This window comes from Carnobacterium sp. (genome assembly GCF_040274945.1).
Taxonomy (GTDB): Bacteria; Bacillota; Bacilli; order Lactobacillales; family Carnobacteriaceae; genus Carnobacterium_B.
In genome coordinates, this window is sequence record NZ_JBEMAR010000004.1 from 37563 (window position 1) to 62883 (window position 25321).

Genomic DNA, 25321 nt, shown 5'->3' on the forward strand with positions numbered 1-25321 from the left:
AAATGCGTGTAACCGATTCGTTAATGTCGAGAAGTTTCTTACGCAATCTTTCGGCTAATACAACAAATGTCATGAAATACCAAAATCAATTATCATCCTTAAAAGAAGTCAGTAAACCTTCTGATGATCCATTAAAAGTGTCAAAAATATTAGATTTAAATAATTCAATTATTCAAAATGACCAATACAAAACAACCATCAATGACGCGATCCAATGGACCAATGTACAAGATTCTGCTCTAAGCAGTGCTACAGAATCGATGCAACGAATTAAAACATTGATTCAATATTCTGCAAATGGCACATTGAGTTCTGAAGATCGCCAAGCCAATAAGGCTGAGATTGAGTCTGAAATACAAGGAACTGTTGATGCGTTGAACACAAACTTTGGTGGACGATATGTTTTTGCTGGAAAGAATACGACAGAGAAACCATTTCAAGTACAAAAAAATGATGATGGTGAAATTACGGGGATTACTTATAGCGGAACTGCTGAAGGAAGTGGAAATCTTTCGCGTGAAATTGCACCAGGAGTTTCAGTTGAACTGAGTACAGATGGTCGTAATTTTATGAATGCACAAAATACGGATGGATCAGATAATTTGGGTACTTTCTTTTCTGAAGTATTAACCGCTTTAGATGCAGATGATACAGGGGAATTATCTAGTTTATTAGACAGAGCGGATCAAGAAATTGAAAATATTGTATCCAATCGTTCTAAAACCGGATCTATCTTTAATCGATTAACTGCAACATTAGAGCGTAATGACAGTGAAAAACTTAACCTTAAAACGATGTTATCTGAAAATCAAGACATTGACTTAGCTGAAAAATATATGCAATTCACCATGGAAAAATCAGCTTATGAAGCATCTTTGTCTATGGGAACTAAAATACTGCAAACAAGCATACTGGACTATCTTTAAGATAGTTCAGTATTTTTTTAATTAATTTTAAAAAAGTATTAACTATTTCTAAGCTATTCCGATATAAGAAGTATAAGGCAAACTTATTTAAATAAAATATGATTTGTTCAGTAACATAAAAAAAGCTTAACAGAAAAAGAAAGATACCGATATAAGATGTAGAAGGCAACACCTTCACAAAATAGACCTTAGGAGGAAATATAACATGAGAATCAATACAAATACAGCAGCAATGAATACTTACTCTCAATTAACATCAGCTAACGCTTCAAAAAGCAGCTCATTAGCTAAACTATCATCAGGATTACGTATCAACAAAGCTGGGGATGATGCAGCAGGATTAGCAATCTCAGAAAAAATGAAAAATCAAATCAGCGGTATGAATCAAGCTTCACGTAACGCTCAAGATGGAATTTCATTGATTCAAACAGCTGAGGGTGGATTAACAGAAACACACAGCATCTTAAACCGTATGCGTGATTTAGCTGTTCAATCTAAAAATGATACGAATACTGACGAAGATAGAGGAGCTATCCAAAAAGAAATGGATTCTCTTACTAAAGAAGTAGACCGCATTGCAAATCAGACAGAGTTTAACGGAAAAAAATTATTAACTGCAGATGATGGTACTAGTGGTACTAGCTTCACTTTCCAAATCGGTGCTAACAAAGGACAAGATATTACTTTAAGTATATCTAATATGACAGCTAGTGAATTAGGAGTAGGTACGGGTACAGGTGACACAATGACCGGTCCAGATGTATCGACTGCAGCAGCTGATTTTGATAAAGTAATTGAAGATCTAGATACAGCAATTAGTTCAGTATCAACTGAACGCGCAAACTTAGGTGCAACACAAAACCGTTTAGATCACACTGTTTCTAACTTAGCTACAACAAAAGAAAACTTATCAGAAGCTAATTCTCGTATTACTGATGTAGATATGGCTGAAGAAATGATGAGTTTCACTAAATCAAATATCCTTTCTCAAGCTTCAACAGCAATGTTGGCACAAGCTAATCAAATGCCTCAAGGCGTACTACAATTATTACAATAAAAATTTGAATCAGTCAGTAAGTATAAAAGTTGAAATAAATAATTTTTATTTCAATTTTTATATTAACGAAGCTAAAAATCGCCCGATATAAAACAAGAAAAGCAATTAAATTTTAAACTTAGGAGGAATAATATAATGAGAATCAATACAAACACAGCAGCAATGAATACTTACTCTCAACTAACTTCAGCTAATGCTTCAAAAAGCAGTTCACTAGCTAAACTATCATCTGGACTACGCATCAATAAAGCTGGGGATGACGCAGCAGGTTTAGCAATCTCTGAAAAAATGAAAAACCAAATCAGTGGTATGAATCAAGCTTCACGTAATGCCCAAGATGGAATTTCATTGATTCAAACAGCAGAAGGTGGATTAACAGAAACACACAGTATCTTAAACCGCATGCGTGATTTAGCTGTTCAAGCTAAAAATGATACAAATACTTCTGAAGATAGGGGAGCAATCCAAAAAGAAATGGATTCATTAACATTAGAAGTAGACCGTATTGCTAACCAAACTGAATTTAATGGTAAGAAACTATTAAAAGAAGGAGCTGTAGGAGAGGGAAGTAGCTTTACTTTCCAAATCGGTGCTAACAAGGGACAAGATATTACGTTAAAAGTAGCAGACATGACAGCAGCATCTCTTAAAGTTGGAACTGTTACAGATGGTGTATTAGATGCAGCAGATAAACTAGACGTTTCAACTGATACTTTATCAGCAGCTGATTTTGATACAGTTATTGGAAAACTTGACGATGCAATTAGTTCAGTATCAACAGAACGTGCAAACCTAGGTGCAACACAAAATCGTTTAGATCACACTGTTTCTAACTTAGCTACAACAAAAGAAAACTTATCAGAAGCTAATTCTCGTATTACTGACGTAGATATGGCTGAAGAAATGATGAGCTTCACTAAATCAAATATTCTTTCTCAAGCTTCAACAGCAATGTTGGCACAAGCTAACCAAATGCCTCAAGGTGTACTACAATTATTACAATAATAATTGCATAAAAACTTTGAAGCATAATAAAAAGCCGGCATTGTGCCGGCTTTTTATTTATAGTAAACTATACGATGTTGAGAAATGGAGTTGTCAAGTATGGATATTGTACAAGTTGTCACTAAATCTCTTCAGATTCGTCCGGTAGAATCGAATGCAATCCATCAATCTGCTATACAAAAATCATACATAAAAGGTACTTCAGGTACAAAAGAAATAAATGAACCTATAATCGTTTCTGAAATATCTAAAGAAGAACTGAGGCAATCTATAGAAAAAGCCAATCAGTTCTTATTGGGATTAAACATTCAATTTGATTTCAAAGTGCATAAAGGTACAGGCAGAACGGTTGTTAGACTGGTCGATAAACAAACAGAAGAAGTAGTAAAAGAAATTCCACCAGAAAAAATGCTTGACGTGATTGCGGGTATTTGGGACATGGCAGGGATAGTAGTAGATCGAAAGGAGTGAAATAATGGCTGGTAGTATTAGTTTTTTAGGATCATATTCAGGTATCGATTCAGCAACAATTGACTCAATGATTGAAGCCGAATCTGGTAAGCTTGTTCAATATACAAACAAGCAAACAAGCATTACAGCAGAAAAAAATGCTTGGAAAGATATCAATACACGGTTAGATAGTTTGTTTACAAAGCTAGGTACTCTCGGAGAGGATAAAACATTTCAATCAAAACTAGCAACATCCAGTGACGAAAGTAAAGTTGGTATTACAGCTAATACAGATTCGACAGCAAGTGATTATAGCATTGAAGTATCTCGATTAGCAACGGCAACCCAAACAACATCAGGTGTTATTAGTTCAGCTGCTGGAAAAACAATTAAAGAAAGTTTGGGGCTAACCGGAACATTTACCATTATAAATCAAGAAAAGGCTGGTCCAGTAGTAGAGGGTGAAACGCCTAAAGTAGGATTTGAAATTGAAATTTTAGAGAAAGACAGCTTGAAAGATATCGTTGGAAAAATCAATGAAAAATCAAAAGAATCAGGAATACAAGCTAAAATCGTGGATAATAGAATTGTTATGACGGATAGTAAAATGGGCGAACGCACAATGTCATTTGAAGGTACATTAACTGCTGGAGGCAACACAGGCACGAGCAGTATGATTGATGAACTAGGGTTAGGAGCAGACTCAAAACAAGTAGCTGGACAGTCTGCAATACTTAAGATAGACGGTATTGAAATGACTCGCGATACCAATAGTATCAACGATGCTGTCGAAGGTTTAACACTTGAACTAAAAGGCGTAACGGAAGCCTCTAAGCCTATTACTATTGGCATTAAAGAAGATATAGATACGTCAGTAAAAGCATTTCAGGAATTTGTGGATCAATACAATTCAACGTTAACGTTTATAGGCGATCAATTAGACGTAGGGGATCCTTCAGCAGAAGGGAATACTACTGGAGCACTAGCAGGTGATAGTTCATTAATGCGGTTGCAATCAAGTTTGCGTTCCTTAATGACTCAAAGCGTGAATACTGGAAATGCTGCATATAACAATTTAGAATCAATTGGGATTTCAGTAGATCGTTATGGTGCCGCAACTCTTGATCCAGGAAAATTAAAAACAGCACTAACAGATGATCCAATAGCTGTGAAAAAAATGTTGTTTCAAACAACTTCAACTGAAACAACGAATGTGGATGAGGATGGTAAAGAAACAACTGTAACCACTGAAGTTGAAGTGGGTATGGCTCAAAAAATGCGTGCGCTAGTGGATACGTATATTTCAGAAAAGACTGGGATTATTGCAACTAAATCTGACACATACGATAAATCATTAAAAGATCTTTCTAGCAGTATTACAAAATTCAATGAACGTTTAGTGAAGAAACGTGAAAATTATGTTGCTATGTTTACCCGCCTAGATACAGCTATGATGGAAGCTGAATCGCAATTAGCTTACTTACAAAGTCAATTTAGTACAACAGATTAGATAGAATAGCAAAATTAAGGAAGGAGTGCTCATCATGACGACCGATACTCAATGGGCTACACTTCGAACGGATGTATTGGAAAACATTAAGGCTTTGCTGGATTCATGGAATGGCAGTGCAGAAGAAGCTGTAACACTAATATCTGAAAATGAACGAAATATGGATCAATTAAAGAAGATTGAAGAACAGTTAAGTGAAGATGAGGCATTTCAGTACACTTCAGTTGAAAAACAACTTCTTAGTGTAATCATTCCAAAACAACAGCAAATGATTGCCACGATTCGCGGCGAAAAGACAAGCTTGATGAATAAAATGAAACAAATCAACCAAAAAAATAAAGTTAGAGATAATTATGTTTCGGTGCAACGCGCTCCGGTATTTGTAGACAGAGGCATCTAGTAAAGACTAGGTTAAAAAGCAGGAGGTAAAAGAATGTACCAAAAAAATGGATCAGCGATTTATAAAGAAAATCAAATTTTAAATGCATCTCCAAAAAAATTGATTGTCCTTTTATATGAAGGTTGCATCAAAAATTTGAAATTAGCTGAAATCAATATTGCTGAAAAGAATATTGAAAAGACAAATCAAGTATTGATCAAAGCACAAGATATTCTAGCGGAGTTAATGAATACGTTAGACTTTGAAAAAGGTGGAGAGGTTGCAGAAAACCTGTACCGAATGTATGAGTACCTTGCTAGTGAATTAGTCAAAGCAAACATATCGAAAAATGTTGAAGACGTCCAACATAGTCGCAAATTAATCGAGGAACTTCGGGATGCTTGGATTGAAATTGAGTGAAATATAAAAAAACAACATTTGTTGATTTTTAGACACATTTTTAAAATGTTTGAAATCATACTGTAAATTGAATGAGATACATCCTCCTTACTTTAAAAAAAGTAAGGTTTTTTTGTATGAAATTAGAGTAGAACGGCGTTTTGATTTGATGTTCAAATCAATAGGAAATAAATGAGAAAAAATTAAAGAGTGTAAAAAAACATAGTTGTTTTTTATTACTCTGTAATGTTTCTGTAAAGACTATTGCTGAAAAAAAACAATTAAGATATACTTTCCTAGGGCTGATATGACTGCATAGTTAACCATAAAAACGACTAATGATAGTATAAAGATTAATAACGTTTGTATTTTATTAATAAACGATGATAAAAAAAGAATACAATTATAATTTAGTAAGTTTAAAAATTATTATATGGGAGGAAATACAATGAGTGATCCTACTTTTAATTTAATGAAAAATGCATTAGATGCAGCGTCCATGAGACAAGAAATGATTTCAAGTAATATTGCGAATGTTAATACAGCAGACTACAAAGTGAATAAAGTAGAATTTGAAAGTATTTTAGAAAATGTTTCGAATGGTACAGCAATGGATAAGACTAACGATCTACATATCGGTTTTGGAAATTTAAATGAAGTGACACCGGTCGTATCAAAAAGGACGGATACTTCAGTAAAAGAGAATGGCAACAATGTTGACATCGATATTGAAATGGCTGAAGAAGCGAGCAATAGTATTTATTATAATTCACTGGTGAGTCAATTAAACGCGAAGTACTCTATGTTGCGTAGTGTAATTACGAAGTAGTGCCTAAAAAGATGAAGAAGGTGTAAGAATGTCCATTTTTGATTCGATGCAGATAAATGCGAGCGGGTTAAGTTTAGAACGATTGAAGTTAGACACGATTTCAACAAACATTGCAAATGTGAATACCACGCGAACAGAGGACGGCGAAGGTCCTTATTTAAAAAAAGAAGTCGTATTTGAAGAGAGTTTCAAACAAGTTGAAACGTCTTTAGCCGGTCAAGGTACTGAAAAAAGCTTTGGAGTTAAGCCGACTGAAATTAGAGGAAATACAGAGGACCTCGTGATGGAGTACAATCCTACACATCCTGATGCCAATGAAGAAGGCTACGTTCAAATGCCAAACGTGAATATGGCAGATGAAATGATTGATATGATGACGACATTGCGTACCTATGACGCTAATGTAACAGCTATGAATGCCAGCAAAGAAATGCTGACTAAAGCCTTGCAAATCACTATTGGGTAATAAAATGAGTTTAGAGGAGAATTTAAATGAATGTAGATGCACTTTTTAATAACTTAGTAAGTGGGCCAACTCAAACAACTTTAACCGGTGGACTGAATGAACAACCAACAGAAGCGGCAAATGGTTTATCGTCATTTTCAGGCATGTTGGAAAACGCGATGAGTTCATTAAATGAACAACAAGTTACAGCGGATCAAGGTGTACAAGACTTAATTACTGGTAACACAGACAATTTACATAATGTCATGATTCAAACATCAGAGGCACAATTGTCATTAGAATTAGCTTTACAATTAAGAAATAAAGGACTAGAAGCTTACAACGAAATAAAAAACATGCAATTTTAATGAGTTTTTGAGGGAGTTATGCTAATAATGGATGGAATGAAGAAAATCTGGACTGGCATCAAAGACGGTTGGAAGAATTTAGGCAAAGGCAAACAAATGGGGTTAGTTTTTGTTCTCATCTTTATCATCAGTATTGTGTCAGGTTTGACCTATTACACACAAAAGGTAGAGTATGCCACACTGTTTTCTGATTTGGAAGAAGCTGATGCAGGTACAATCGTTAATGATATAAAGACTAAAGGCATCAAGTATAAGTTAGAAGATGATGGGACAACGATATTAATTGATCAAGCTCAAGTAGATACATATAGAATTGAATTGGCTGTAAATGATATGCTGCCAAAGAGTACCACAGGTTTTGAAATATTTGATGAAACCAGCATGATGGCGACTGATGAAGACCGTAAAATCATGTACCAAAGAGCTGTCACCGGTGAGTTGGAACGCTCTATTTCTGCTTTGGACTCTATTGATCAAGCAAAAGTCATGTTATCACTACCAGAAGACAGTGTTTTTACAAGTGAAGAAAATCAATCACAAGCTTCTGCTTCTATTGTATTGACTCCAATAAGTGGGACTCAAATCCCAGTGTCTGCAGTTCAAGGAATTGCGTCATTGATTTCTGGAGCAGTTGATAATCTACCGAAAGAAAATATCAAAATTGTTGATACAGCGGGTAATTTATTGAGTACGGCATTGGAAGATGAAGGAAATCTAAATGCGACCGATCTGGTTAGCAAATACCAAGCGATCACTAAAAGTTATGAACAAGAATTGGAACAAAAATTACTCCAAACACTGGGACCAATTTATGGAATGGATAAAATGACGGTTGCAGTAAATGCGGAGATGAATTTTGATTCAAGTGAAAGCGAGATTATCAATTACGGTGATTCTTCTGTTCGGAGCGAAACGGTTTCTGCAGGTGGTGGAACGATTGATGTTGAAGAAGGCGAAGGGTTTGAAAATAGTATCAACCAAATTCAAAGTGGTGAAGAAGGTGGAAACTCTACCTATAACCGTACGACGAATTATGAGCTGAATTCGGAAACAACCAATACTATTAAAGCACCCGGAGAAGTGGAAAAACTAAGTGCTTCGGTTATTTTTGACGGCAATTTAAATCCAGCTGATCAAGAATCTCTTGAAGCAATCGTGGCTACCACAATTGGTTCTATTGAAGAACGTGACACCATTTCAATACAAGGGATCGATTTTGCAACCACTACGGATGCAACCGATACTACAGCACCGGAACAATTGAAAAGCAGTATTCGAGATACACTTCTGCGGTATTGGCCTTATCTTGTAGGAGGATTAGCCATTTTAATTATTCTTATCGTATTGTTACGTCTACTTCGTAAACGAAATGATGATGATGAGTTAGATTTCTTTGAGGAGGAAGAACCTGAACCAATCGTACAACCTATGCGACCTATTCAACCAACAGAAGAAGAAAGAAAAGCAAAAGAACAAGCGGACCTTAAAAGAGAGTTGAATAAAAATATGTCTGAAAAAGAAAGTACAGTAAGAGATTACGCGAAAGAAAGTCCGGAAGGCGCAGCTGACTTGATTAAAATTTGGATGAAAGATGAGTAGGTGAAGATATGAAAGAAGTAGACGGGTTAAAAAAAGCGGCTATATTGCTGATATCTCTAGGCTCAGAAACAGCAGCCAAAATTATGAAAAGTTTGCCTGACAGCTACATTCAAAAAGTGAGTTATGAAATAGCCAATATTGATTATGTGAACCCAGAAGAACGGGATGCAGTCATTAATGAATTCATCGAAATGTCTCAAGCAAGAGAATACGTCATCGATGGAGGAATCGATTACGCTAAAAACTTACTGAATATGGCCATTGGTCCTCAACGTGCTAAAGAAGTGATCGATATGTTGAATCAAATCCAATTACGTGAGCGTCCATTTAATATTGCACGAAAAGCGGATCCGCAACAACTGACTAATCTGTTGTTAAATGAGCAACCACAAACTGTGGCTTTGATTTTATGTTACATGCAGCCTGAAAAAGCAGCCATTATTTTAGCTGAATTTCCAATTGAACTGCAATCGGAAATTGCTGAAAGAATCGGAACCATCACGAGTACTTCTCCAGCCATTATTGAAAAGATCGAAAAAGTTATTGAAAATAAATTTTCTAATTACATTGAAAATGATTTGGAAACAGTTGGTGGCGTTCGTACATTAGTAGAGATCTTAAATTCTGTTGGACGAAGCACAGAGAAAAATATCATTAGTGTATTGGAAGAAAAACAACCCGAATTGGCTGAAGAAATCAAAGCAAGTCTATTTACATTCGAAGATATCATCACTCTTGAAAAAGGCGATGTGCAAAAAGTTCTTAGAGACGTTAAGAATGACGATTTGGCATTGGCACTTAAAGGCGTATCGGATGAAATCAAGAATTTCGTTTATACCAACCTTTCTTCACGTGCGGTTGAAACCCTTAAAGAGGATCTTCAATTCATGGGACCTATTCGCTTATCTGCGGTTGAGGAAGCTCAACAACGCATTGTAACCGTGATACGTCGCTTAGATGAAAAAGGCGAGATTTACTTGAGAAGAGGCGAACAAGATGCCATTATCTCATAAGATCATTAAGCAAGGACAGTCTTTTACTCAAGACAGCCGGTCATTTATCCAAACGGAGATGACAGCGGACAAGCGTCCTGAAGAGGAAAGTTATTCTAAAGAAGAGCAGATAGTGGAACCCATTGAAGCTCTTCAAGCTAGAGCTTTACTAGATGAAACGCGTAAAAAGAAACAAATTATTCTTTCTGAAGCAGAAAATGAAGCGATTAAATTAAAAGAAGCAGCTGAAAAACAAGGGTTTGAAGATGGTAAAACAAAAGGTTACGAAACGGGTTACACAACGGGCTATGCTATTGGTATGAAACAAGCGGATGAGGAAAGCCAGCGGATGAGAGAAACTATCCGACTAATGTTAAATGAAGCACAAGAAGTAGTAGAACATTATTATCAAGCGAAAAAAAATGAATTTATTGAGTTAGCAGGACATATGGCTGAAACTATTGTCCATAAAAACATTGATGCTTCATCAGACCAAGTCATGGACTTAATTAAGCCGGTGCTTCACCGTTTGAAGCGAGAAGATCAATTTATTACTTTATTGGTTCGACCAGAACAAAAAGAATTAGTAAAAGAAAAAGTTAAAGAGTTTGAAAAAGAAAATCAAGATATTCGATTTGCAGTACTATCTGATAATACCTTGGATAAAAACGGTTGTGTAGTAGAAAATGCTCATGCAATCGTGGATTTACAAGTGAGAAAGCAATTGGATGCCATGATAGATGAGATGAAGAATGTGGAGTGACGATAATGTTTGAGATTCCTTTTGAAACGTATCACAACCAATTGAATAAAAAGAACTACTACTTAAAGATGGGGAAAGTTAGTCAAGTGACAGGCTTGATTATTAAAGTAGAAGGATTAGATGCGTTTGTTGGTGAAGTGTGCGAAATCCACATCAAGTCATCTGGCAGAATTGCATTGAGCGAAGTCGTTGGATTCGTCGATGAAATGGTCTTGTTGATGCCTTTAGATGAATTAGAAGGCATTGGGCCAGGTTGTTTAGTGAAACCGACTGGTAAAACACTTAAAGTCGAAATCAGTGAAAAATTGTTGGGAAATACGTTGGACGGTTTAGGCCGGCCGATGGATACTTCTTTAGAAGTCGATGGCGTGTTTTATGACGTAAATAGAAGTTCACCAAACCCGTTTAAACGAAAAAAAATCAAAGATGTCATGCCGACCGGGATAAAAGCAATCGATGGAACGCTGACAGTCGGAGAAGGGCAAAGGGTCGGGATATTTGCGGGTAGTGGGGTCGGAAAAAGCACCTTACTAGGTATGATGGCTCGCTACATTGAAGCCGATGTGATTGTGATTGGTCTGATTGGAGAGCGTGGAAGAGAAGTTCTGGAATTTATCGAAAAAGATTTAGGCGAAGAAGGGTACCGGAAATCGGTCGTGGTCTGTGCAACATCTGACATGCCACCACTTGTGCGGTTAAAGGGAGCTTCCGTAGCAACTACAATTGCGGAGTATTTTCGAGATCAGGGCAAAAAAGTTGTGTTGATGATGGACTCGGTTACGCGTGTAGCGATGGCACAACGTGAAATTGGGTTGGCAACTGGCGAGCCACCAACAACTAAAGGGTATACGCCTTCTGTCTTTACGACATTACCTAAGTTGTTAGAACGAAGTGGGATGTCTGAAAATGGCTCAATAACGGCCTTTTATACCGTATTGGTTGAGGGAGATGACATGAATGAACCCATTGCCGATTCCGTACGTGGGATCTTAGACGGACATATCGTGTTGTCGCGAAAAATTGCTTCAGAGAACCATTATCCGGCGATCGATATTCAAAATAGTATTAGCCGTTTGATGAAAGATATTACGACCGATAAACATTCAACAACAGCTGGGAAATTAAAAGAGAATATGTCTGTGTATTCAGATTCAAAAGATTTGATTGATGTAGGGGCATATCGCAAAGGCAGCAACCCATTAGTCGATCGAGCGGTTCAGTTAAATACACCGATAAAAGACTTTTTAAAACAACGAGTGGATGAACGGTATGCATTTGATGAAGTTGTTGACCAGTTAAAAACGCTCTTTGAAGTACAGCAATTCGTCAATTAAAGTGACTTGGGGTGAACGATATAGCAAACTACAAATTTTCAATGGAAAAAGTTCTCGACTGGCGGTCAGATACCGAGGAAGAGAAAAAAAAGAACTTAGGGCAAGTTCAACAGCATAAAGATCAACAAGAAACTATTCTGCAACGGTTGATAGGTGAAAATATTAAAATAAAAAATGACAGTTTATCGACTAATCGCATCGATGTATTGCGTCGCCAACATCTCTATAAAAATATGATTGATGAGAAAATCATTCATCAAAAAAATCTCATTACTAAAGCTGAAAAAGAAGTAGAAGTGGCTCGTTTTGAGTTAATGGAAGCCCATAAAGATCGAAAAGTCATGGAAAAGTTAAAAGAAAAAGAATACATATTTTTGATGGAAAAAGAGAAACACGAAGAGCAGAAACAATTAGATGAGATGGCTACCTTAAGTTTCGGGAAAACCTATTATTAATAGACCTATTCATAAGTAAATGGACTTATTACCCATTGAAAGGAGGTGAAAAAGAAATGAACCCAACTCCTGTTGTAACCAGTAGTACTGGACCACAACAACTGTCTAATCAAAAGCAGGAAATATTACCTGAAGAATTCGAAACTCAACTTGCAGGGTACTTAAGTAAAGAGCAACCAAGCACGATACATAAAGAGGTTTCTAATTCCAAAGAGACGACTGAAAAAGAAAAAACAGATGAAGAAAGCACTGAAGAATCACCCGATGAAACACTTAATTTAGACACGCCTTTGCTTTACACGGGTCTGTATAACCCTAGGCAAGAGCTTCAACCAGCAGAAATGAATCAGAATGAGCCACCAAAAAATCAAGTGATCTCACCAATGAAAACTAGTGAGCTGACTTTTGACAGACAAGTGCATGGTGAAACTGAAAAAATGATTGCTCGTATTCAAGATGAAAATCTGGTAATGAATAGGCACCAAAATCTTCTGGAAGAATCTAATATGGAATCTATAACGAAAGAAGTTATTGAACCACAAGTGATTTTAAAAGACCAAATGGTAATGAGTGAAGAACTAGTACAAACAGAAAAAATTCCTGTTTCTAAACCAACTATAGCTATTGAATCCGTTAATAAAGCAAATGAAAAAGATGTTACTAACATTTTAATGGAAGAATCTAGTTTGGTTGAAACAGAGTCCGTTCAAATTTCTGTAAAAAAAGAAACTGTAATGGCTGATACTATTTTATCAACTGGTCGTTTTTTGACTTCGGAGTGGAAAAATGGACGAATCGTTAACCAACCCATTACTGAATCGGATAATTTAACGGTAAATTCACTAAATGAATTGCCAACACAGACAACTGAAACACCAATTGATAGTGTTCAACAATTAGAAGCAGATGGTAATGGAAGTAAGTCAACAGTATTAACTGAAACTCTTTCAACCGAAAGGGTTCTGAAAGACATAGATTCTCGTTCTAAAAAAGCAGAAAGTTATGATGCATTAACTAAAGTCACTGAAGTTGATACGCAAGGACAACCTGTTCAACAGCAACAAATCGTTGAAGCAACCTCTATCAAACAATCGAGTGTGGTAGAACCTGTAAGACAAGCAGGAATTCAGCAGGTAAGTGAAGTGATCATGCAACAAGCTGAAACAGTTTTAAGTGGCAAACAATCCATTGCACATGTGACATTAACACCTGAACGGATGGGTGAGGTCAAGATTACCGTAGAGTTGAAGGATAATGTATTGATAACAAAAATTGTTGTGGATACTATGGAGACCAAAGATTTATTAGCGAACGGCATGCACCAACTAACGGATAAGTTGGATCGCCAAAATATTCGACTAGGTGACCTAACCATTCAATTACAAGAACATGCTTCATCCGATTTTAATTCCCAAGAAAGACAGGGAGAAGAGAAGAAGAATGTCTTTGGAAAACAAATGAATTTTACAGCTACTGAAAATGAGACATTAACATCTGAGGAAACACTAAAAAGTGACACAAAAAGACTCAGCATATTAGTGTGAGAGGAAGAAAAGAATGGACTTTCCAACAGACTTCATGATGGGATCAATCAATAATGCCTCATCAACTGAAAAGAAAAATAACGAACTTGCAACAGAAGACTTTTTACAAATTATGGCAGCCTCAATAAAAATGCCTTCTATGCCGGGTGAAAGTGGAAGCAGTGGTGGCGGTGGAGAAACCGATTATCTTGCTCAATTGGCACAATTCAATACATTGGATCAATTGACAACTGTTTCAGAAACGCTGAATTTGAATGTCTTAATGACGCAACAACAACAAGCTTTGAGTCTTCTAAATAAAGAAGTCAAAGTAGCAGGTGCAGAATCAGGTTTTATCAGTGGAACTGTTGATAAAGTTAAATTTGATCAAGGTTACGCGACGATCCAAGTTGGTGGAAAAGATTACGCATTAAACGCTATTTTAGAAGTTGGTGATCAGACTTAATGTCTTTTCGCGTTGAAGGTACACTAAATCAAACAATAGAAAAAAGGTCTAACCCAATCAATCAAAAAATTGATCGAACATTCCAATCTTTCTTTAAGGAATCGTTGCAGACACAAACAACTTCTACAGAAATGAAAATTTCGAATCATGCTCAAAAACGTATGGAAGAACGAGGCATACAATTAAATCAATCTGACTTAACAACTATTGAAGGTGCAGTAGAAGAGCTGAATCAAAAAGGGTCAAAGAATTCATTGATCGTATATAAAGATATGGCGTTAATTGCAAGTATCAATAATCGAACCATTATTACAGCTATGAATGCGAGTGAAATGGAAACCATCACCAATATTGACAGTGTAAAAAAAATAAACGGATAAATCAGCTGGACTTAAAAAGAAGCTGGTATCCCATGGACCGACTGAAGTGGGATAACCGAACGGAGGAAAAGAAATGTTAAAATCACTATACTCAGGTGTTACTGGAATGAAAAATATTCAAACGAAAATGGACGTTATCTCAAATAATATTGCCAATGTAAATACAACTGCTTTTAAAACAGGAAGAGTGCGTTTTGAAGATATGTTAAGCCAAACAAATGCATCGGCACAAGCAGGAATCAATGCTCAACAAGTTGGGTTAGGGGTTCAAGTAGGATCAATTGATACAGTTATGACAGGTGGATCTTTGCAATCAACAGGAAGAGCATTAGACTTTGGGATTGAAAATGGCGATAGCTCATTTTTCACAGTAACAGATGGCACAAATACTTTTTATACTAGAGATGGTGGCTTATATGCTGATCCCAATGGTAATTTAGTTACCAGTAGCGGACTTCAAGTCCAAGGGTACTCACAAGGAGCTCCAGCTGCAAATGATGCAGCTTTTGTACCAGGTAGCCTAGGAACAACAATGGAACCTATCAATATTCCTCAAACAATTCCAAATCCAGATGGAGGAGATGCACTTGAATTACAAAGTTACAGCGTAGACAATGATGGATTTATTGTAGGATCATACAGTGGTGGGAAATCAATGGTCTTAGGCCGTGTGGGACTAACTTCTTTCTCTAACCCTGATGGATTACAAAAGAACGGTGGAAACCTGTACTCAGCTTCTGCTAACTCAGGAGACCCTGTAGCGGGTAATCCTGGAGATGCAGGTTATGGAAGTGTTCGTTCTGGTTTCTTGGAAATGTCTAACGTGGACTTAGCTAATGAGTTTACTGAAATGATTGTAACCAGCAGATCTTACCAAGCAAACTCAAGAAGTATCACGACTTCTGATACGATGTTGGAAGAATTGATTAATCTTAAGAGATAGTCCCTAGGTAAAAGGTTTTTTGAAACAGCAAAAAACCTTTTACGTTAATGACTAAACAAAAAATAGGATGGGGTTTAAGTATGATTGCTCTAACAGCTATTTCAGGAAAAGAATTTTATTTGAATTGTGAATTGATTTATCGAATAGACCGTTCTTTCGACACTATTATTACGTTAACGGATGGCAAAACAGTACGAGTCATCGAAACAGAAGAGGACATAGTAGAAAAAGTCATTCAGTACAAAAGAAAAATATACAACGGTTTTACAGAAGGAGAAATATGAAAAAGAATATTGTACCAATAGTTGGTTTAGTCTTAGGATTTGGGATGATCATCTGGTCGATCACTTCTAGTGGAAATATTGCCAGTTTTATTGATACACCTTCGTTAGTTATCACACTTGGCGGTTCGTTCAGTGCTATACTGATAAGCTTCCCATTGAAATCGATCAAAACATTGCCGTCTATTTTGAAAACATTAATACTTGATCCAAACCCTGATTACGCTAAACTGATTGAAACTTTTGCGGCATTATCTAGAAAAGCAAGAAGCCAAGGGATCTTAGCAATTGAAGGGGATATAGAAGAACAAGACAATGAATTGATGGTAAGTGGATTGCAAATGGTTGTTGATGGGTTAGAACCTGAAACGATTAGAGATATCATGGAAATTACGACGGAAAATATTGAAAAAAGACATAGTGTTGGTCAAGATATCTTTTTAAAATGGGGCGAAATGGCTCCGGCTTATGGGATGATTGGGACATTGATCGGATTGATCATTATGCTAGGGGAGTTAGATGATCCTAGTACAATTGGTGTAGGAATGGCAACAGCTTTGATCACTACTTTCTATGGAAGTTTCTTAGCCAATCTAGTCTTCATTCCAATTGCCAGCAACTTGCAAATGCAAACCATTGAAGAGGTGAAGACCTGTGAAATGATCATTGAAGGTGTCTTATCTTTACAAGCTGGTGAAAATCCGCGTGTCATTGAACAAAAATTAAAAGGGTATATGCCTTTTGAAAGTAAAGAAGAAGCAATGAAAGCAGCAGCTAAGCTCCAACAAGAGGAACAAAATTATGGCTAGAAGAAGAAAGAAAAAAGAAACCCAAAACAATTCTGGTGGATCAGGATGGATGACGACTTTTTCAGATTTAATGTCCTTATTGCTGACATTTTTTATTTTACTTTATTCGATGTCGAGTGTTAGTGCTGAGAAATTTGAAGCTGCAGCTCAGTCTATGCAATTGGCATTTGGCGGCGGAGAATCGATGCTTGAAGGAAGTACAGTCGTAAATACAACAACAGATACGACTGAAGAGACAGTGGATCCGGAATTGCTCAAAATGTATAACGAAGTCGTGCAATTTTTGGAAACAAAAAATATAACATCTCAAGCAAGTGTTGAATACGATCAAGATGGAATTTACGTAAATATTCAAGAATCCATTTTATTTGGAAGCGGAAGTGCTATTATAGCTGATTCTGGGAAGAATACGTTAAATAATTTAGGTGAGTTGATTCAACAATTCGATAATGAGGTCGTGATAGAAGGGTATACGGATAATGTTCCAATGCATAATGCTAATTTCAGCAGCAACTGGGAATTATCTACAAGTAGAGCTTTATCGGTCCTACGTTATTTAAGTGAAGAAAGAAAAGTCGATCCAACTCGGCTATCAGCCAAAGGTTATGGAGAATATCATCCAACGGTTTCAAATGATTCAGAAGAAAATAAAGCGAAAAATAGAAGAGTAAACATTGTAATTGTTTATGATCAACAGGAGGAGTAAGACAGATGAAAACTGAAGAAGCTAAGGCGGCTAAAGGAAAGAACAAAATAATTGTAAGTGTTATTGTTCTAGTTGCAATTTTGATAGGAGCAGTCGTCAGTTTTGGTTTTACTTCAGGTAAGGCACAGGATATGATAGCAAATTTTTCGAAAGAAGAAGTAATTGAAACAACGGTTCCTTTAGAAGAATTTTTAATTAATTTAGATTCTGGTGAATCAGCTAAAAGAAATTTTTTGAAAATTGAAATCTCTTTATACAGCACAAAAGAAGGTGCTGAAGAATTATTGAATGCAAATGTAGCTGAACTTCGTGATACAGTTATTTCTGTTTTACGTAAGAAAACCGTAGATACTATTTTTATAGAAGAAGAAGCTAATAAATTGGTAATAAAAAAAGAGTTAATGGAAGCCATCAATCAAAAGCTGGAGACAGATGTAGTTAATGATATTTATATCACGAACATTGTTACCCAGTAAGAATGAAGAAGGAGGAGTAGAAAGTTGGAACTTGGACTAAGTTATGTGTTGAAAAGTGTTGTGGCTCTGATTGTAATCATACTTGCAGCGAATTACGGATTGAAATATTTAAATACGTTTATGACGAAAAAAAATCAAGTGATCAAAGTGATTGAGAGAACTCCAATCAGCAAGAGTTCAGCCCTTAGCATTGTAGAAATTTCGGACACGTACTACTTAATGAGTTTTACAGATACGCGCAATGAAATATTAAGAGAACTGACTGCAGAAGAAAAGGAAAAAATTACAGCAAGTATAGATGAAACAACACTAGTTTCTCCGATGAAGTCTAAAAAACAACAATCGGGGAAAAAAGCCGTTCACACTTTTAAATCACTGCAGTCTCAGTACCAATCTTTCTATGAAAAGAGGAAATAAAGTTGCAAAAGAAAAAGTTTTTAGTTTTAACCTTTACCCTCTTTTTAATGAGTAGTTTACTCTTTCCGCAAGTCGTTACGGCTGCAGAACTAACAGATGGCTTAAGTGGATTATCGGAAGTTCTAGGCAGTGAAACTGGAGAAACTTCCCAAGTTGTGCAATTGTTTCTTTTGACGACTGCCCTTAGTTTAGCCCCAACATTTTTAGTATTGACAACTTGTTTTACACGTATCATTGTTGTACTTTCATTTGTCAGAAGCTCGCTAGGAACGCAACAAAACCCGCCTAACTTGGTGTTAATGGGAATCGCCTTGTTTTTATCGTTGTTTATTATGCAGCCTGTTTATACTGATGTTATGAATGACGCGATTACGCCTTACATAAATGAAGAAATATCTGGACAAGCAGCATTTGAATCAGCAGAGTTGCCCATAAAAGAGTTTATGTACAAGCAAACAAGAGATGAAGACATTCAATTATTCTTAGATATATCTGAGACTGAAAAACCAGCAGATGTGAATGATCTTCCTTTAACAGTAGCTATTCCAGCATTTATTATTAGTGAATTACGGACGGCATTCAGTATTGGCTTTTTAATTTTTATACCGTTTTTAGTGATTGATATTGTAGTGGCCAGTATATTAATGTCGATGGGGATGTTTATGTTGTCTCCGGTCATGATTTCTTTGCCATTTAAGTTATTATTATTTGTTTTAGTTGATGGATGGTACTTGGTGGTTGAATCGTTAGTCACAGGATTTCAGTAGAGGTGTAAAAAATGACAACAGTAAAAGTTTTAGACATTATAAGAGAAGCCTTTATGGTTATGATAACTGTAGCTGGACCAACATTGATCATTGCGTTAGTCATAGGGTTGATTATTAGTATCATACAAGCAACAACACAACTTCAAGAGCAAACACTAAGTTTTGTTCCTAAAATCTTAGCTGTGATTGTTTCGTTAATTGTTTTTGGAAATTTTATGCTGAATAGTCTGGTTGGATTTACTCAGAAAATTTTTGAAATGATTGCGGCACTTTGAGAGGGTAAACATGACTATACAACTGCAAACAATCATTTTAATATTTATACGGGTAACTTCTTTTATAGTAGTGAGTCCAGGGTTCTCCATTAAAGGTCTACCAAGTGTAGCTAAAATTGCTTTATCCATGGGAATCACGCTTGCAGCTTATTCAGCAGTGCCCGTGATGGAGCAAGAAGCAGGCACATTTTTCTTCGCCATACTGATCTTAAAAGAAGTTCTGCTTGGGATAGCCATTGGATTTATTACAAAACTCTTTTTTTCTGCAGTTGAAATTGCAGGGAATTTTGTAGACTTTCAAGTTGGGTTTTCAATGGGAGCTGTTTACGATCCAAGTATGGGAATAAACGTTTCCTATTATGGGAAAATTTATTATTGGTTGTCCATGTGTGTATTCTATTTGACCAATCTTCATCATGTTGTGATTAAAAGTTTGATTCAATCGTTTCAAACGATGCCAATATCTAGTACTAATATAGGTGATTTTGGTGTTGAAGGAATGATGAAGTTATTAGGTATTATTTTTGAGTTGGCGTTTAACTTATCCGCACCAATGGTAATTGTCGCTTTATTGACGGAAGTTATCTTAGGATTGATTTCACGATCGGTTCCTCAAATCAATGTCTTGATTTTAGGAATGCCTTTAAAAATCGTGGCAAGTTTTGTGATCATGCTGATTTTGCTCCCAACTTTAATTGAAAACATTCATGAAATATTGCCGTTAATGGTTAAATACATGAATGAATTTATTCAGTCGTTTTAAAAAATGGTTTTAATGATTTAAAAGGAATCTTTGGAGGAATAGAGGTGCTGGTAGCCATGCAAAGGATTCAATGCGAATGACAGAGCGTTAAAGCTTCAGCGCTTACGCTTTGTTTGAGGCTTGAAAGCCAGAAAGACTATGGCTTTCGGCGGTCTCATGGCTCTCCACAAGCAAACCCGTTCATTCCGGAAGAAATTCTGGATAATTAATTAAAATAATTTAAAAGCACAAAAAAATGTGAGGTGAAAGTGAATGGCGGAAAAAGATGGAAAAACAGAAAAAGCCAGTCCCAAGAAATTACGGGACACTAGAAAAAAAGGCGAAATTCCTAAAAGTCCAGATTTAACGTCCGCTGTTACCTTTATCGTGTTTATCCTCACTGCAACTTTTTTAGGAAATTACATATTGAAATACAGTTTACTGTATTTACAGAATTACTTATCGGCCGGATTTACCGTAAACGGACTAGAAAATAATCTAGCCGATATTGGGATGAAATCGATTGTGTTTGTTTTAATGTTAGCTGGTCCATTTTTAGCCATTGCATTTGTAGCAGCATTTGTATCGAGTATTGCCCAGACTGGATTTCTGTTTTCTGCGGAGCCCATTAAGTTTAAGTTAAGCAAAATAAATCCAATTAGCGGCTTTAAAAATATGTTTAGTAAAAAAACATTGTTTACGATGGTCAAAAATGTTGCCAAACTAACATTAGTCTTTTGGATGGCGTATAAAACACTTGAAACTTCTGTATACTTGATTCTTAATTCCAGCAATGTTGGAACGGAAAAGCTGTTTTTCTTAATGTCCGACCTTGTAATGGAACTGGGAACCCAATTGGGTGTACTACTTCTTATATTAGGTTTGGTGGATTACATTTACCAAGTTTATGACTACCGGAAAAATTTAAAGATGTCTAAACAAGAGTTAAAAGATGAGTATAAGGAATCTGAAGGCGATCCACAAATCAAGTCTCAAAGGAGACAGCGTTACCGTCAGCTGACAAAAGGCGCATTACAAGACGTCGAGACTGCAACCGCCATTATAACGAACCCAACTCATTTGGCTATTGCGATTCGCTATGAGAAAGGCAAAGATGACGTTCCAATCATTGTAGCTAAAGGGGCAGATTATCAAGCTGCCAAAATTAGAGAACGGGCCAAAGCCTTTGATGTTCCGATTATTGAAAATAAACCAGTTGCTAGAGCCATGTACAAAACAGTCGAGGTCGGCCAACCAGTGCCCGTTGACCTTTACCAAGCCATTGCTGAAATACTAGCATTGGTTTACCAAATGGAAGAAATAAACAAACACAAGATTTAATGCTTTTAAGATGAGGAGTTCAAAAACATGTCTACTGCTTTTTGGGGGAAAATTGAAAAACTAACTAGTTCTATGGATGTCATTGTTGCATTTTTTGTAATGATGATATTAGGAATGATCATTATTCCATTACCAGCTGGATTACTCGATTTTATGCTGATTATTAACATAGCATTATCGATTACGATATTACTGCTGACTTTGTTCACAAAAAATGTGTTAGAATTCTCAACTTTTCCGACATTATTATTGATTACAACCATGTTTCGTTTAGCACTGAATATCTCTTCTACGCGGTTAATTTTAACTGAAGGAGAAGCAGGAGCCGTAATTGAAACCTTTGCTAACGTTGTAACAGGAAGTAATTTCATTGTTGGAGCGGTAATCTTTATTATTATCGTTATTATTCAAATGATGGTTGTAACCAATGGAGCAAGTCGTGTTTCTGAAGTTTCTGCACGCTTTACTTTAGATGCTATGCCAGGTAAACAAATGGCAATTGACGCAGATTTGAACTCCGGGCTGATCAATGAAGATACAGCTAAAAAAAGACGTTCAGACCTTGAAAGAGAAACCCAGTTTTTCGGAGCAATGGATGGAGCGAGTAAATTCGTAAAAGGTGATGCTATCGCAGGGTTAATTATTACGGTTATTAACCTTATTGGTGGAATTGCCATTCATTCACTACAAAATGATATGGAAATCATGGAAGCCTTGACAACATTTGGTAAATTAACTATTGGGGACGGATTAGTTAGTCAAATTCCGTCATTATTGATCTCAGTAGCATCTGGGATATTAGTAACCCGTTCTGGAAGTATTAAAGGTTTTGGTAGTTCCATTGGAGAAGAATTATTCCATTCACCAAAAGTAATGATGATGCTATCAGCGATTTTGCTGTTATTTGCTGTTATGCCAGGATTTCCAACTATTCCATTTTTATTATTGGGATTAGTGGCTGGAGCGGCTGGATACTTATTGATGGAAAATGAAAAATCAAAGAAATCAAACCAACAAGCCAAAGAAATCCGGTCAAAAGCTGTACAGCGAACGAATCAAGAAAAAAGTACCGATGAATCAGTGGCTTCCTTCCAAGTGGATCCCATATCCATTGAAATTGGATATGGTTTGATTCCAATTGCGGATGAAAATCAAGACAATAACTTGATGAGCCATATCACAACCATTCGCAAACAAAGTGCTCATGAATTAGGTATCTTATTGAGTCCGATACGCATTAGAGATAATTTGCAGCTGAAAGCCAATGATTATGTAATCAAAATCAGAGGAAACGCTGTGGCTCGCGGGGAATTGTATTTAGATAAATATATGATCGTAGACCCAGGCGAAACAGAATTTGACTTTGACGGGATTCCAACAAAAGAACCTGCTTTTGGTTTGGATGCCATGTGGGTAAATGAAGGCGACCGGGAAACGGCTGATTTAAGAGGGTATACAGTCGTAGATCCGATAACGGTTTTAGTGACTCATTTGAAAGAGACCATTTACAAGTCAAGTTACGAATTATTAGGCAGACAAGAAGTGAAACAATTGCTCGAAGGAATCAAAGATAAGTATGGCGTAGTCATTGATGAACTGATCCCCGACATTCTTCGTTTAGGTGAAGTTCAAAAAGTCTTGCAAAACTTATTGAAAGAAAGTATTCCTATCAATGATTTAGTGACTATTTTGGAAACTTTAGCGGATTATGGAAATACAACTAAAGACATTGAAATGCTGACTGAATATGTACGTCAAGCTCTGAAACGGACAGTGGTCAAACCTTACTTAGACGAACAAAATGTTCTTCAAGTAGTTACCATAATGCCCGATACAGAAGAACTAATCACAAGAAGCATCCAAAAATCTTCTGCTGGTTCCATTCCAATCTTGCAACCAGAGACGGTTACGCGGATTTTTGACAGCATCACATCTATCCATAACCAACTGTCAGCAAGAGGAATACCGCATGTCTTACTAGCTTCGCCAAAAATTAGACCAGCAATGAAAAATTTAATCTCGTATAATTTTCCTGATTTAACGGTGGTTTCATTGAATGAAGTACCAAATGATATACCGATTGAAACAGTCGGGATGATCGAAGGATAAGTGCAAATAAAATAGTAAGCTGAGTGAAGGAAGGACTGGAATGTTAGAGATTCTATTCGTTCCAACTCATTCCGTTTTCTAAGGTGGAGGGGTATAAATGTATTATGAAAATGATAGGGAAAAGGAAATCATTAAATACCTTCCCCTAGTAGAAAAAATCGTTAATCGAATCGACGTTAAGCGAAGCGAGTATGACCGGGATGACTTGTACAATATAGGGGTTATTGGTCTTATGGATGCGCTGGAAAAATTCGATAAATCGAAAAAAGTTCCTTTCGAGGGATACGCGTATATTAGAATAAAAGGCTCCATCATTGATGAAATCAGAAAAACGGCTCCAGTATCTCGAACCAGAATGGGAAAGTTGAACGACTATTATCGTGCGAAAGAAAAGCTAGAAGCCACACTTATGCGTACACCTACTGAAAAAGAAATTTGCGAAGAATTGAAGATTGATGAAAAAGCCTTAACAAAAATTCACGAAACAGTACATAATCTTGCATCTGTCTCACTAGAAAAAGTTATGTTTAGCGATGACGGAAATTCGATCGAGTTGATTGATTTCTTAGAAGATAAGCATGAGACGGGTTCTGAAGACACCTTGTTAGACAAAGAACGTCAGCAGCTGCTAACAAAAAATGTCAGCAAGTTAGATAAGAGAGAACAAACCATTTTAAATTTGTATTATGTTGAAGAACTGTCACTCAAAGAAATTGCGTATATTTTCGATATTTCGGTTCCTAGGGTTTCACAAATACACGGCAAAATGATTTTGAAATTAAAAGAATCGATGAGGAGAGAATACGATGATTAGAAGTTTAACAACACTCAATAATAATTTTAATATCTTACAAAAAAAACAAGAGAACATTAGTGCAAATGTAGCCAACATCAATACCTCAGGTTACAAATCGCAAGAAATTATTCAAAGTACCCGCGCATCAGAAATGATGTCCAACCATTTAGATGGCCCGTTTTTAAATCAACAGCAAGATATCGGCGGCTTTACCTTTGGCAATCAGATTGATGAAATCGCTCAAAATTTTAGCCAAGGGGGTTTGAAAGCTACTGCTTCTGCAACAGATGTAGCGATTCAAGGAGACGGCTTTTTTACAGTAGAAGCGCCAAATGGTGGGAATTACTATACACGTAACGGGAACTTTGCTGTTAACGATACAGGAGAACTAGTCACTCAAGAAGGCTACCGTGTTCTTGGGACAACAGCAAATGGACAGCCTTCTCCAATTCAAGTTAATGGAACAGAGTTTTCAATTGACAATAGAGGCAATATTTCAGGAACAGGAATGAGTTTGATGGTAACTGAATTTGAGGATACAGCTGGATTAACCAGAGCTGGAGACACATTGTTCACTGGACAAGGTGGTACGGTACAAATGGGTGGAACAGTTATGCAGCAGAATTATCTGGAAACATCAAATGTACAAACAGTCGATGAAATCACGAACTTAATGCAAGTTTCAAGAGAATTTGAAGCCAATCAAAAAGCCCTCAGTGCTGCGGATGAAACGTTAAGAAAAGCGGTAAATGAAGTTGGGAAAGTCTAGGAGGAAAAGA

Annotated in this window: 31 protein-coding genes; all 31 read left to right on the forward strand. The window is 36.4% G+C overall.

What is annotated here, in order from left to right; genetic code table 11:
- Positions 1-2 precede the first annotated feature (2 nt).
- Positions 3-926, forward strand: a complete 924-nt coding sequence (gene flgL, locus ABS916_RS05335; RefSeq protein ID WP_350450901.1) for a flagellar hook-associated protein FlgL — start codon at positions 3-5, stop codon at positions 924-926.
- Between the two features lie 205 nt (positions 927-1131).
- Positions 1132-1983 (forward strand): flagellin N-terminal helical domain-containing protein, encoded by an 852-nt coding sequence (locus ABS916_RS05340; protein ID WP_034537488.1) that lies wholly within the window; start codon positions 1132-1134, stop codon positions 1981-1983.
- Positions 1984-2118: 135 nt separating this feature from the next.
- Complete coding sequence (locus tag ABS916_RS05345; protein ID WP_350450902.1) at positions 2119-2988, forward strand: flagellin N-terminal helical domain-containing protein; 870 nt, start codon at positions 2119-2121, stop codon at positions 2986-2988.
- A 99-nt stretch (positions 2989-3087) separates the two neighbouring features.
- Positions 3088-3459 carry a flagellar protein FlaG gene (locus ABS916_RS05350; RefSeq protein ID WP_350450903.1) on the forward strand — a complete coding sequence of 124 codons (372 nt, stop codon included), beginning with the start codon at positions 3088-3090 and terminating at the stop codon, positions 3457-3459.
- Between the two features lie 4 nt (positions 3460-3463).
- Positions 3464-4948: a flagellar filament capping protein FliD gene (gene fliD, locus ABS916_RS05355; protein ID WP_350450904.1), complete on the forward strand. Its 1485-nt coding sequence runs from the start codon at positions 3464-3466 to the stop codon at positions 4946-4948.
- 34 nt (positions 4949-4982) lie between these two features.
- Positions 4983-5348: a flagellar cap protein gene (locus ABS916_RS05360; RefSeq protein WP_350450905.1), complete on the forward strand. Its 366-nt coding sequence runs from the start codon at positions 4983-4985 to the stop codon at positions 5346-5348.
- A gap of 33 nt (positions 5349-5381) precedes the next feature.
- Positions 5382-5747 carry a flagellar export chaperone FliS gene (fliS, locus tag ABS916_RS05365; protein ID WP_350450906.1) on the forward strand — a complete coding sequence of 122 codons (366 nt, stop codon included), beginning with the start codon at positions 5382-5384 and terminating at the stop codon, positions 5745-5747.
- A gap of 427 nt (positions 5748-6174) precedes the next feature.
- Positions 6175-6555 (forward strand): flagellar basal body rod protein FlgB, encoded by a 381-nt coding sequence (flgB, locus tag ABS916_RS05370; RefSeq protein WP_350450907.1) that lies wholly within the window; start codon positions 6175-6177, stop codon positions 6553-6555.
- A 28-nt stretch (positions 6556-6583) separates the two neighbouring features.
- Positions 6584-7021, forward strand: a complete 438-nt coding sequence (flgC, locus tag ABS916_RS05375; RefSeq protein ID WP_350450908.1) for a flagellar basal body rod protein FlgC — start codon at positions 6584-6586, stop codon at positions 7019-7021.
- Positions 7022-7047: 26 nt separating this feature from the next.
- Positions 7048-7368: a flagellar hook-basal body complex protein FliE gene (fliE, locus tag ABS916_RS05380; RefSeq protein WP_350450909.1), complete on the forward strand. Its 321-nt coding sequence runs from the start codon at positions 7048-7050 to the stop codon at positions 7366-7368.
- A gap of 27 nt (positions 7369-7395) precedes the next feature.
- On the forward strand, positions 7396-8967 hold the full coding sequence (gene fliF / locus ABS916_RS05385) for a flagellar basal-body MS-ring/collar protein FliF (protein WP_350450910.1): 1572 nt from the start codon (positions 7396-7398) through the stop codon (positions 8965-8967).
- A gap of 8 nt (positions 8968-8975) precedes the next feature.
- Positions 8976-9980: a flagellar motor switch protein FliG gene (gene fliG, locus ABS916_RS05390; protein WP_350450911.1), complete on the forward strand. Its 1005-nt coding sequence runs from the start codon at positions 8976-8978 to the stop codon at positions 9978-9980.
- On the forward strand, positions 9964-10722 hold the full coding sequence (locus ABS916_RS05395) for a FliH/SctL family protein (RefSeq protein WP_350450912.1): 759 nt from the start codon (positions 9964-9966) through the stop codon (positions 10720-10722). Before fliG ends, ABS916_RS05395 begins: the two co-directional genes overlap by 17 nt.
- Positions 10723-10724: 2 nt before the next feature.
- Positions 10725-12056 carry a flagellar protein export ATPase FliI gene (fliI, locus tag ABS916_RS05400; protein ID WP_502880585.1) on the forward strand — a complete coding sequence of 444 codons (1332 nt, stop codon included), beginning with the start codon at positions 10725-10727 and terminating at the stop codon, positions 12054-12056.
- Between the two features lie 41 nt (positions 12057-12097).
- A complete protein-coding gene (gene fliJ / locus ABS916_RS05405) occupies positions 12098-12511 on the forward strand; it encodes a flagellar export protein FliJ (protein ID WP_350450914.1) in 414 nt (137 codons plus the stop codon).
- Positions 12512-12567: 56 nt separating this feature from the next.
- Positions 12568-14055 (forward strand): flagellar hook-length control protein FliK, encoded by a 1488-nt coding sequence (locus tag ABS916_RS05410; protein WP_350450915.1) that lies wholly within the window; start codon positions 12568-12570, stop codon positions 14053-14055.
- Positions 14056-14068: 13 nt separating this feature from the next.
- Positions 14069-14500, forward strand: a complete 432-nt coding sequence (locus ABS916_RS05415) for a flagellar hook assembly protein (RefSeq protein WP_350450916.1) — start codon at positions 14069-14071, stop codon at positions 14498-14500.
- A complete protein-coding gene (locus ABS916_RS05420; protein WP_350450917.1) occupies positions 14500-14880 on the forward strand; it encodes a TIGR02530 family flagellar biosynthesis protein in 381 nt (126 codons plus the stop codon). The genes ABS916_RS05415 and ABS916_RS05420 overlap by 1 nt, the downstream gene beginning before the upstream one ends.
- A gap of 73 nt (positions 14881-14953) precedes the next feature.
- Positions 14954-15823, forward strand: coding sequence for a flagellar hook-basal body complex protein (locus ABS916_RS05425; protein WP_350450918.1), 870 nt, complete (start codon positions 14954-14956; stop codon positions 15821-15823).
- Between the two features lie 47 nt (positions 15824-15870).
- The gene (locus tag ABS916_RS05430) at positions 15871-16107 is read left to right on the forward strand and encodes a flagellar FlbD family protein (protein WP_350450919.1); all 237 of its coding nucleotides are present in this window, start codon (positions 15871-15873) and stop codon (positions 16105-16107) included.
- Positions 16104-16913, forward strand: a complete 810-nt coding sequence (locus tag ABS916_RS05435; protein ID WP_350450920.1) for a motility protein A — start codon at positions 16104-16106, stop codon at positions 16911-16913. Before ABS916_RS05430 ends, ABS916_RS05435 begins: the two co-directional genes overlap by 4 nt.
- Positions 16906-17619: a flagellar motor protein MotB gene (locus tag ABS916_RS05440; RefSeq protein WP_350450921.1), complete on the forward strand. Its 714-nt coding sequence runs from the start codon at positions 16906-16908 to the stop codon at positions 17617-17619. The genes ABS916_RS05435 and ABS916_RS05440 overlap by 8 nt, the downstream gene beginning before the upstream one ends.
- Before the next feature lie 5 nt (positions 17620-17624).
- Positions 17625-18095, forward strand: a complete 471-nt coding sequence (locus tag ABS916_RS05445) for a flagellar basal body-associated FliL family protein (protein WP_350450922.1) — start codon at positions 17625-17627, stop codon at positions 18093-18095.
- Positions 18096-18119: 24 nt separating this feature from the next.
- On the forward strand, positions 18120-18512 hold the full coding sequence (locus ABS916_RS05450; protein ID WP_350450923.1) for a flagellar biosynthetic protein FliO: 393 nt from the start codon (positions 18120-18122) through the stop codon (positions 18510-18512).
- Between the two features lie 47 nt (positions 18513-18559).
- Positions 18560-19279 carry a flagellar type III secretion system pore protein FliP gene (gene fliP / locus ABS916_RS05455; RefSeq protein WP_350450924.1) on the forward strand — a complete coding sequence of 240 codons (720 nt, stop codon included), beginning with the start codon at positions 18560-18562 and terminating at the stop codon, positions 19277-19279.
- An 11-nt stretch (positions 19280-19290) separates the two neighbouring features.
- On the forward strand, positions 19291-19554 hold the full coding sequence (gene fliQ, locus ABS916_RS05460; RefSeq protein WP_350450925.1) for a flagellar biosynthesis protein FliQ: 264 nt from the start codon (positions 19291-19293) through the stop codon (positions 19552-19554).
- A gap of 10 nt (positions 19555-19564) precedes the next feature.
- Entirely contained in the window at positions 19565-20317 is a 753-nt protein-coding gene (gene fliR, locus ABS916_RS05465; protein WP_350450926.1) for a flagellar biosynthetic protein FliR, read from the forward strand.
- 252 nt (positions 20318-20569) lie between these two features.
- Positions 20570-21637, forward strand: coding sequence for a flagellar biosynthesis protein FlhB (flhB, locus tag ABS916_RS05470; RefSeq protein ID WP_350450927.1), 1068 nt, complete (start codon positions 20570-20572; stop codon positions 21635-21637).
- 27 nt (positions 21638-21664) lie between these two features.
- Positions 21665-23746 (forward strand): flagellar biosynthesis protein FlhA, encoded by a 2082-nt coding sequence (gene flhA / locus ABS916_RS05475; RefSeq protein ID WP_350450928.1) that lies wholly within the window; start codon positions 21665-21667, stop codon positions 23744-23746.
- A 97-nt stretch (positions 23747-23843) separates the two neighbouring features.
- Complete coding sequence (locus tag ABS916_RS05480) at positions 23844-24560, forward strand: sigma-70 family RNA polymerase sigma factor (RefSeq protein WP_350450929.1); 717 nt, start codon at positions 23844-23846, stop codon at positions 24558-24560.
- Complete coding sequence (locus ABS916_RS05485; RefSeq protein WP_350450930.1) at positions 24553-25311, forward strand: flagellar hook-basal body complex protein; 759 nt, start codon at positions 24553-24555, stop codon at positions 25309-25311. Before ABS916_RS05480 ends, ABS916_RS05485 begins: the two co-directional genes overlap by 8 nt.
- Positions 25312-25321: the final 10 nt, after the last annotated feature.

What these genes read in the sequence shown, in the direction of transcription:
- flgL (WP_350450901.1), top strand. Translation starts at nt 3, where the DNA reads ATGCGTGTAACCGATTCGTTAATGTCGAGAAGTTTCTTACGCAATCTT.
- ABS916_RS05340 (WP_034537488.1), top strand. Translation starts at nt 1,132, where the DNA reads ATGAGAATCAATACAAATACAGCAGCAATGAATACTTACTCTCAATTA.
- ABS916_RS05345 (WP_350450902.1), top strand. Translation starts at nt 2,119, where the DNA reads ATGAGAATCAATACAAACACAGCAGCAATGAATACTTACTCTCAACTA.
- ABS916_RS05350 (WP_350450903.1), top strand. Translation starts at nt 3,088, where the DNA reads ATGGATATTGTACAAGTTGTCACTAAATCTCTTCAGATTCGTCCGGTA.
- fliD (WP_350450904.1), top strand. Translation starts at nt 3,464, where the DNA reads ATGGCTGGTAGTATTAGTTTTTTAGGATCATATTCAGGTATCGATTCA.
- ABS916_RS05360 (WP_350450905.1), top strand. Translation starts at nt 4,983, where the DNA reads ATGACGACCGATACTCAATGGGCTACACTTCGAACGGATGTATTGGAA.
- fliS (WP_350450906.1), top strand. Translation starts at nt 5,382, where the DNA reads ATGTACCAAAAAAATGGATCAGCGATTTATAAAGAAAATCAAATTTTA.
- flgB (WP_350450907.1), top strand. Translation starts at nt 6,175, where the DNA reads ATGAGTGATCCTACTTTTAATTTAATGAAAAATGCATTAGATGCAGCG.
- flgC (WP_350450908.1), top strand. Translation starts at nt 6,584, where the DNA reads ATGTCCATTTTTGATTCGATGCAGATAAATGCGAGCGGGTTAAGTTTA.
- fliE (WP_350450909.1), top strand. Translation starts at nt 7,048, where the DNA reads ATGAATGTAGATGCACTTTTTAATAACTTAGTAAGTGGGCCAACTCAA.
- fliF (WP_350450910.1), top strand. Translation starts at nt 7,396, where the DNA reads ATGGATGGAATGAAGAAAATCTGGACTGGCATCAAAGACGGTTGGAAG.
- fliG (WP_350450911.1), top strand. Translation starts at nt 8,976, where the DNA reads ATGAAAGAAGTAGACGGGTTAAAAAAAGCGGCTATATTGCTGATATCT.
- ABS916_RS05395 (WP_350450912.1), top strand. Translation starts at nt 9,964, where the DNA reads ATGCCATTATCTCATAAGATCATTAAGCAAGGACAGTCTTTTACTCAA.
- fliJ (WP_350450914.1), top strand. Translation starts at nt 12,098, where the DNA reads ATGGAAAAAGTTCTCGACTGGCGGTCAGATACCGAGGAAGAGAAAAAA.
- ABS916_RS05410 (WP_350450915.1), top strand. Translation starts at nt 12,568, where the DNA reads ATGAACCCAACTCCTGTTGTAACCAGTAGTACTGGACCACAACAACTG.
- ABS916_RS05415 (WP_350450916.1), top strand. Translation starts at nt 14,069, where the DNA reads ATGGACTTTCCAACAGACTTCATGATGGGATCAATCAATAATGCCTCA.
- ABS916_RS05420 (WP_350450917.1), top strand. Translation starts at nt 14,500, where the DNA reads ATGTCTTTTCGCGTTGAAGGTACACTAAATCAAACAATAGAAAAAAGG.
- ABS916_RS05425 (WP_350450918.1), top strand. Translation starts at nt 14,954, where the DNA reads ATGTTAAAATCACTATACTCAGGTGTTACTGGAATGAAAAATATTCAA.
- ABS916_RS05430 (WP_350450919.1), top strand. Translation starts at nt 15,871, where the DNA reads ATGACTAAACAAAAAATAGGATGGGGTTTAAGTATGATTGCTCTAACA.
- ABS916_RS05435 (WP_350450920.1), top strand. Translation starts at nt 16,104, where the DNA reads ATGAAAAAGAATATTGTACCAATAGTTGGTTTAGTCTTAGGATTTGGG.
- ABS916_RS05440 (WP_350450921.1), top strand. Translation starts at nt 16,906, where the DNA reads ATGGCTAGAAGAAGAAAGAAAAAAGAAACCCAAAACAATTCTGGTGGA.
- ABS916_RS05445 (WP_350450922.1), top strand. Translation starts at nt 17,625, where the DNA reads ATGAAAACTGAAGAAGCTAAGGCGGCTAAAGGAAAGAACAAAATAATT.
- fliP (WP_350450924.1), top strand. Translation starts at nt 18,560, where the DNA reads ATGAGTAGTTTACTCTTTCCGCAAGTCGTTACGGCTGCAGAACTAACA.
- fliQ (WP_350450925.1), top strand. Translation starts at nt 19,291, where the DNA reads ATGACAACAGTAAAAGTTTTAGACATTATAAGAGAAGCCTTTATGGTT.
- fliR (WP_350450926.1), top strand. Translation starts at nt 19,565, where the DNA reads ATGACTATACAACTGCAAACAATCATTTTAATATTTATACGGGTAACT.
- flhB (WP_350450927.1), top strand. Translation starts at nt 20,570, where the DNA reads ATGGCGGAAAAAGATGGAAAAACAGAAAAAGCCAGTCCCAAGAAATTA.
- flhA (WP_350450928.1), top strand. Translation starts at nt 21,665, where the DNA reads ATGTCTACTGCTTTTTGGGGGAAAATTGAAAAACTAACTAGTTCTATG.
- ABS916_RS05480 (WP_350450929.1), top strand. Translation starts at nt 23,844, where the DNA reads ATGTATTATGAAAATGATAGGGAAAAGGAAATCATTAAATACCTTCCC.
- ABS916_RS05485 (WP_350450930.1), top strand. Translation starts at nt 24,553, where the DNA reads ATGATTAGAAGTTTAACAACACTCAATAATAATTTTAATATCTTACAA.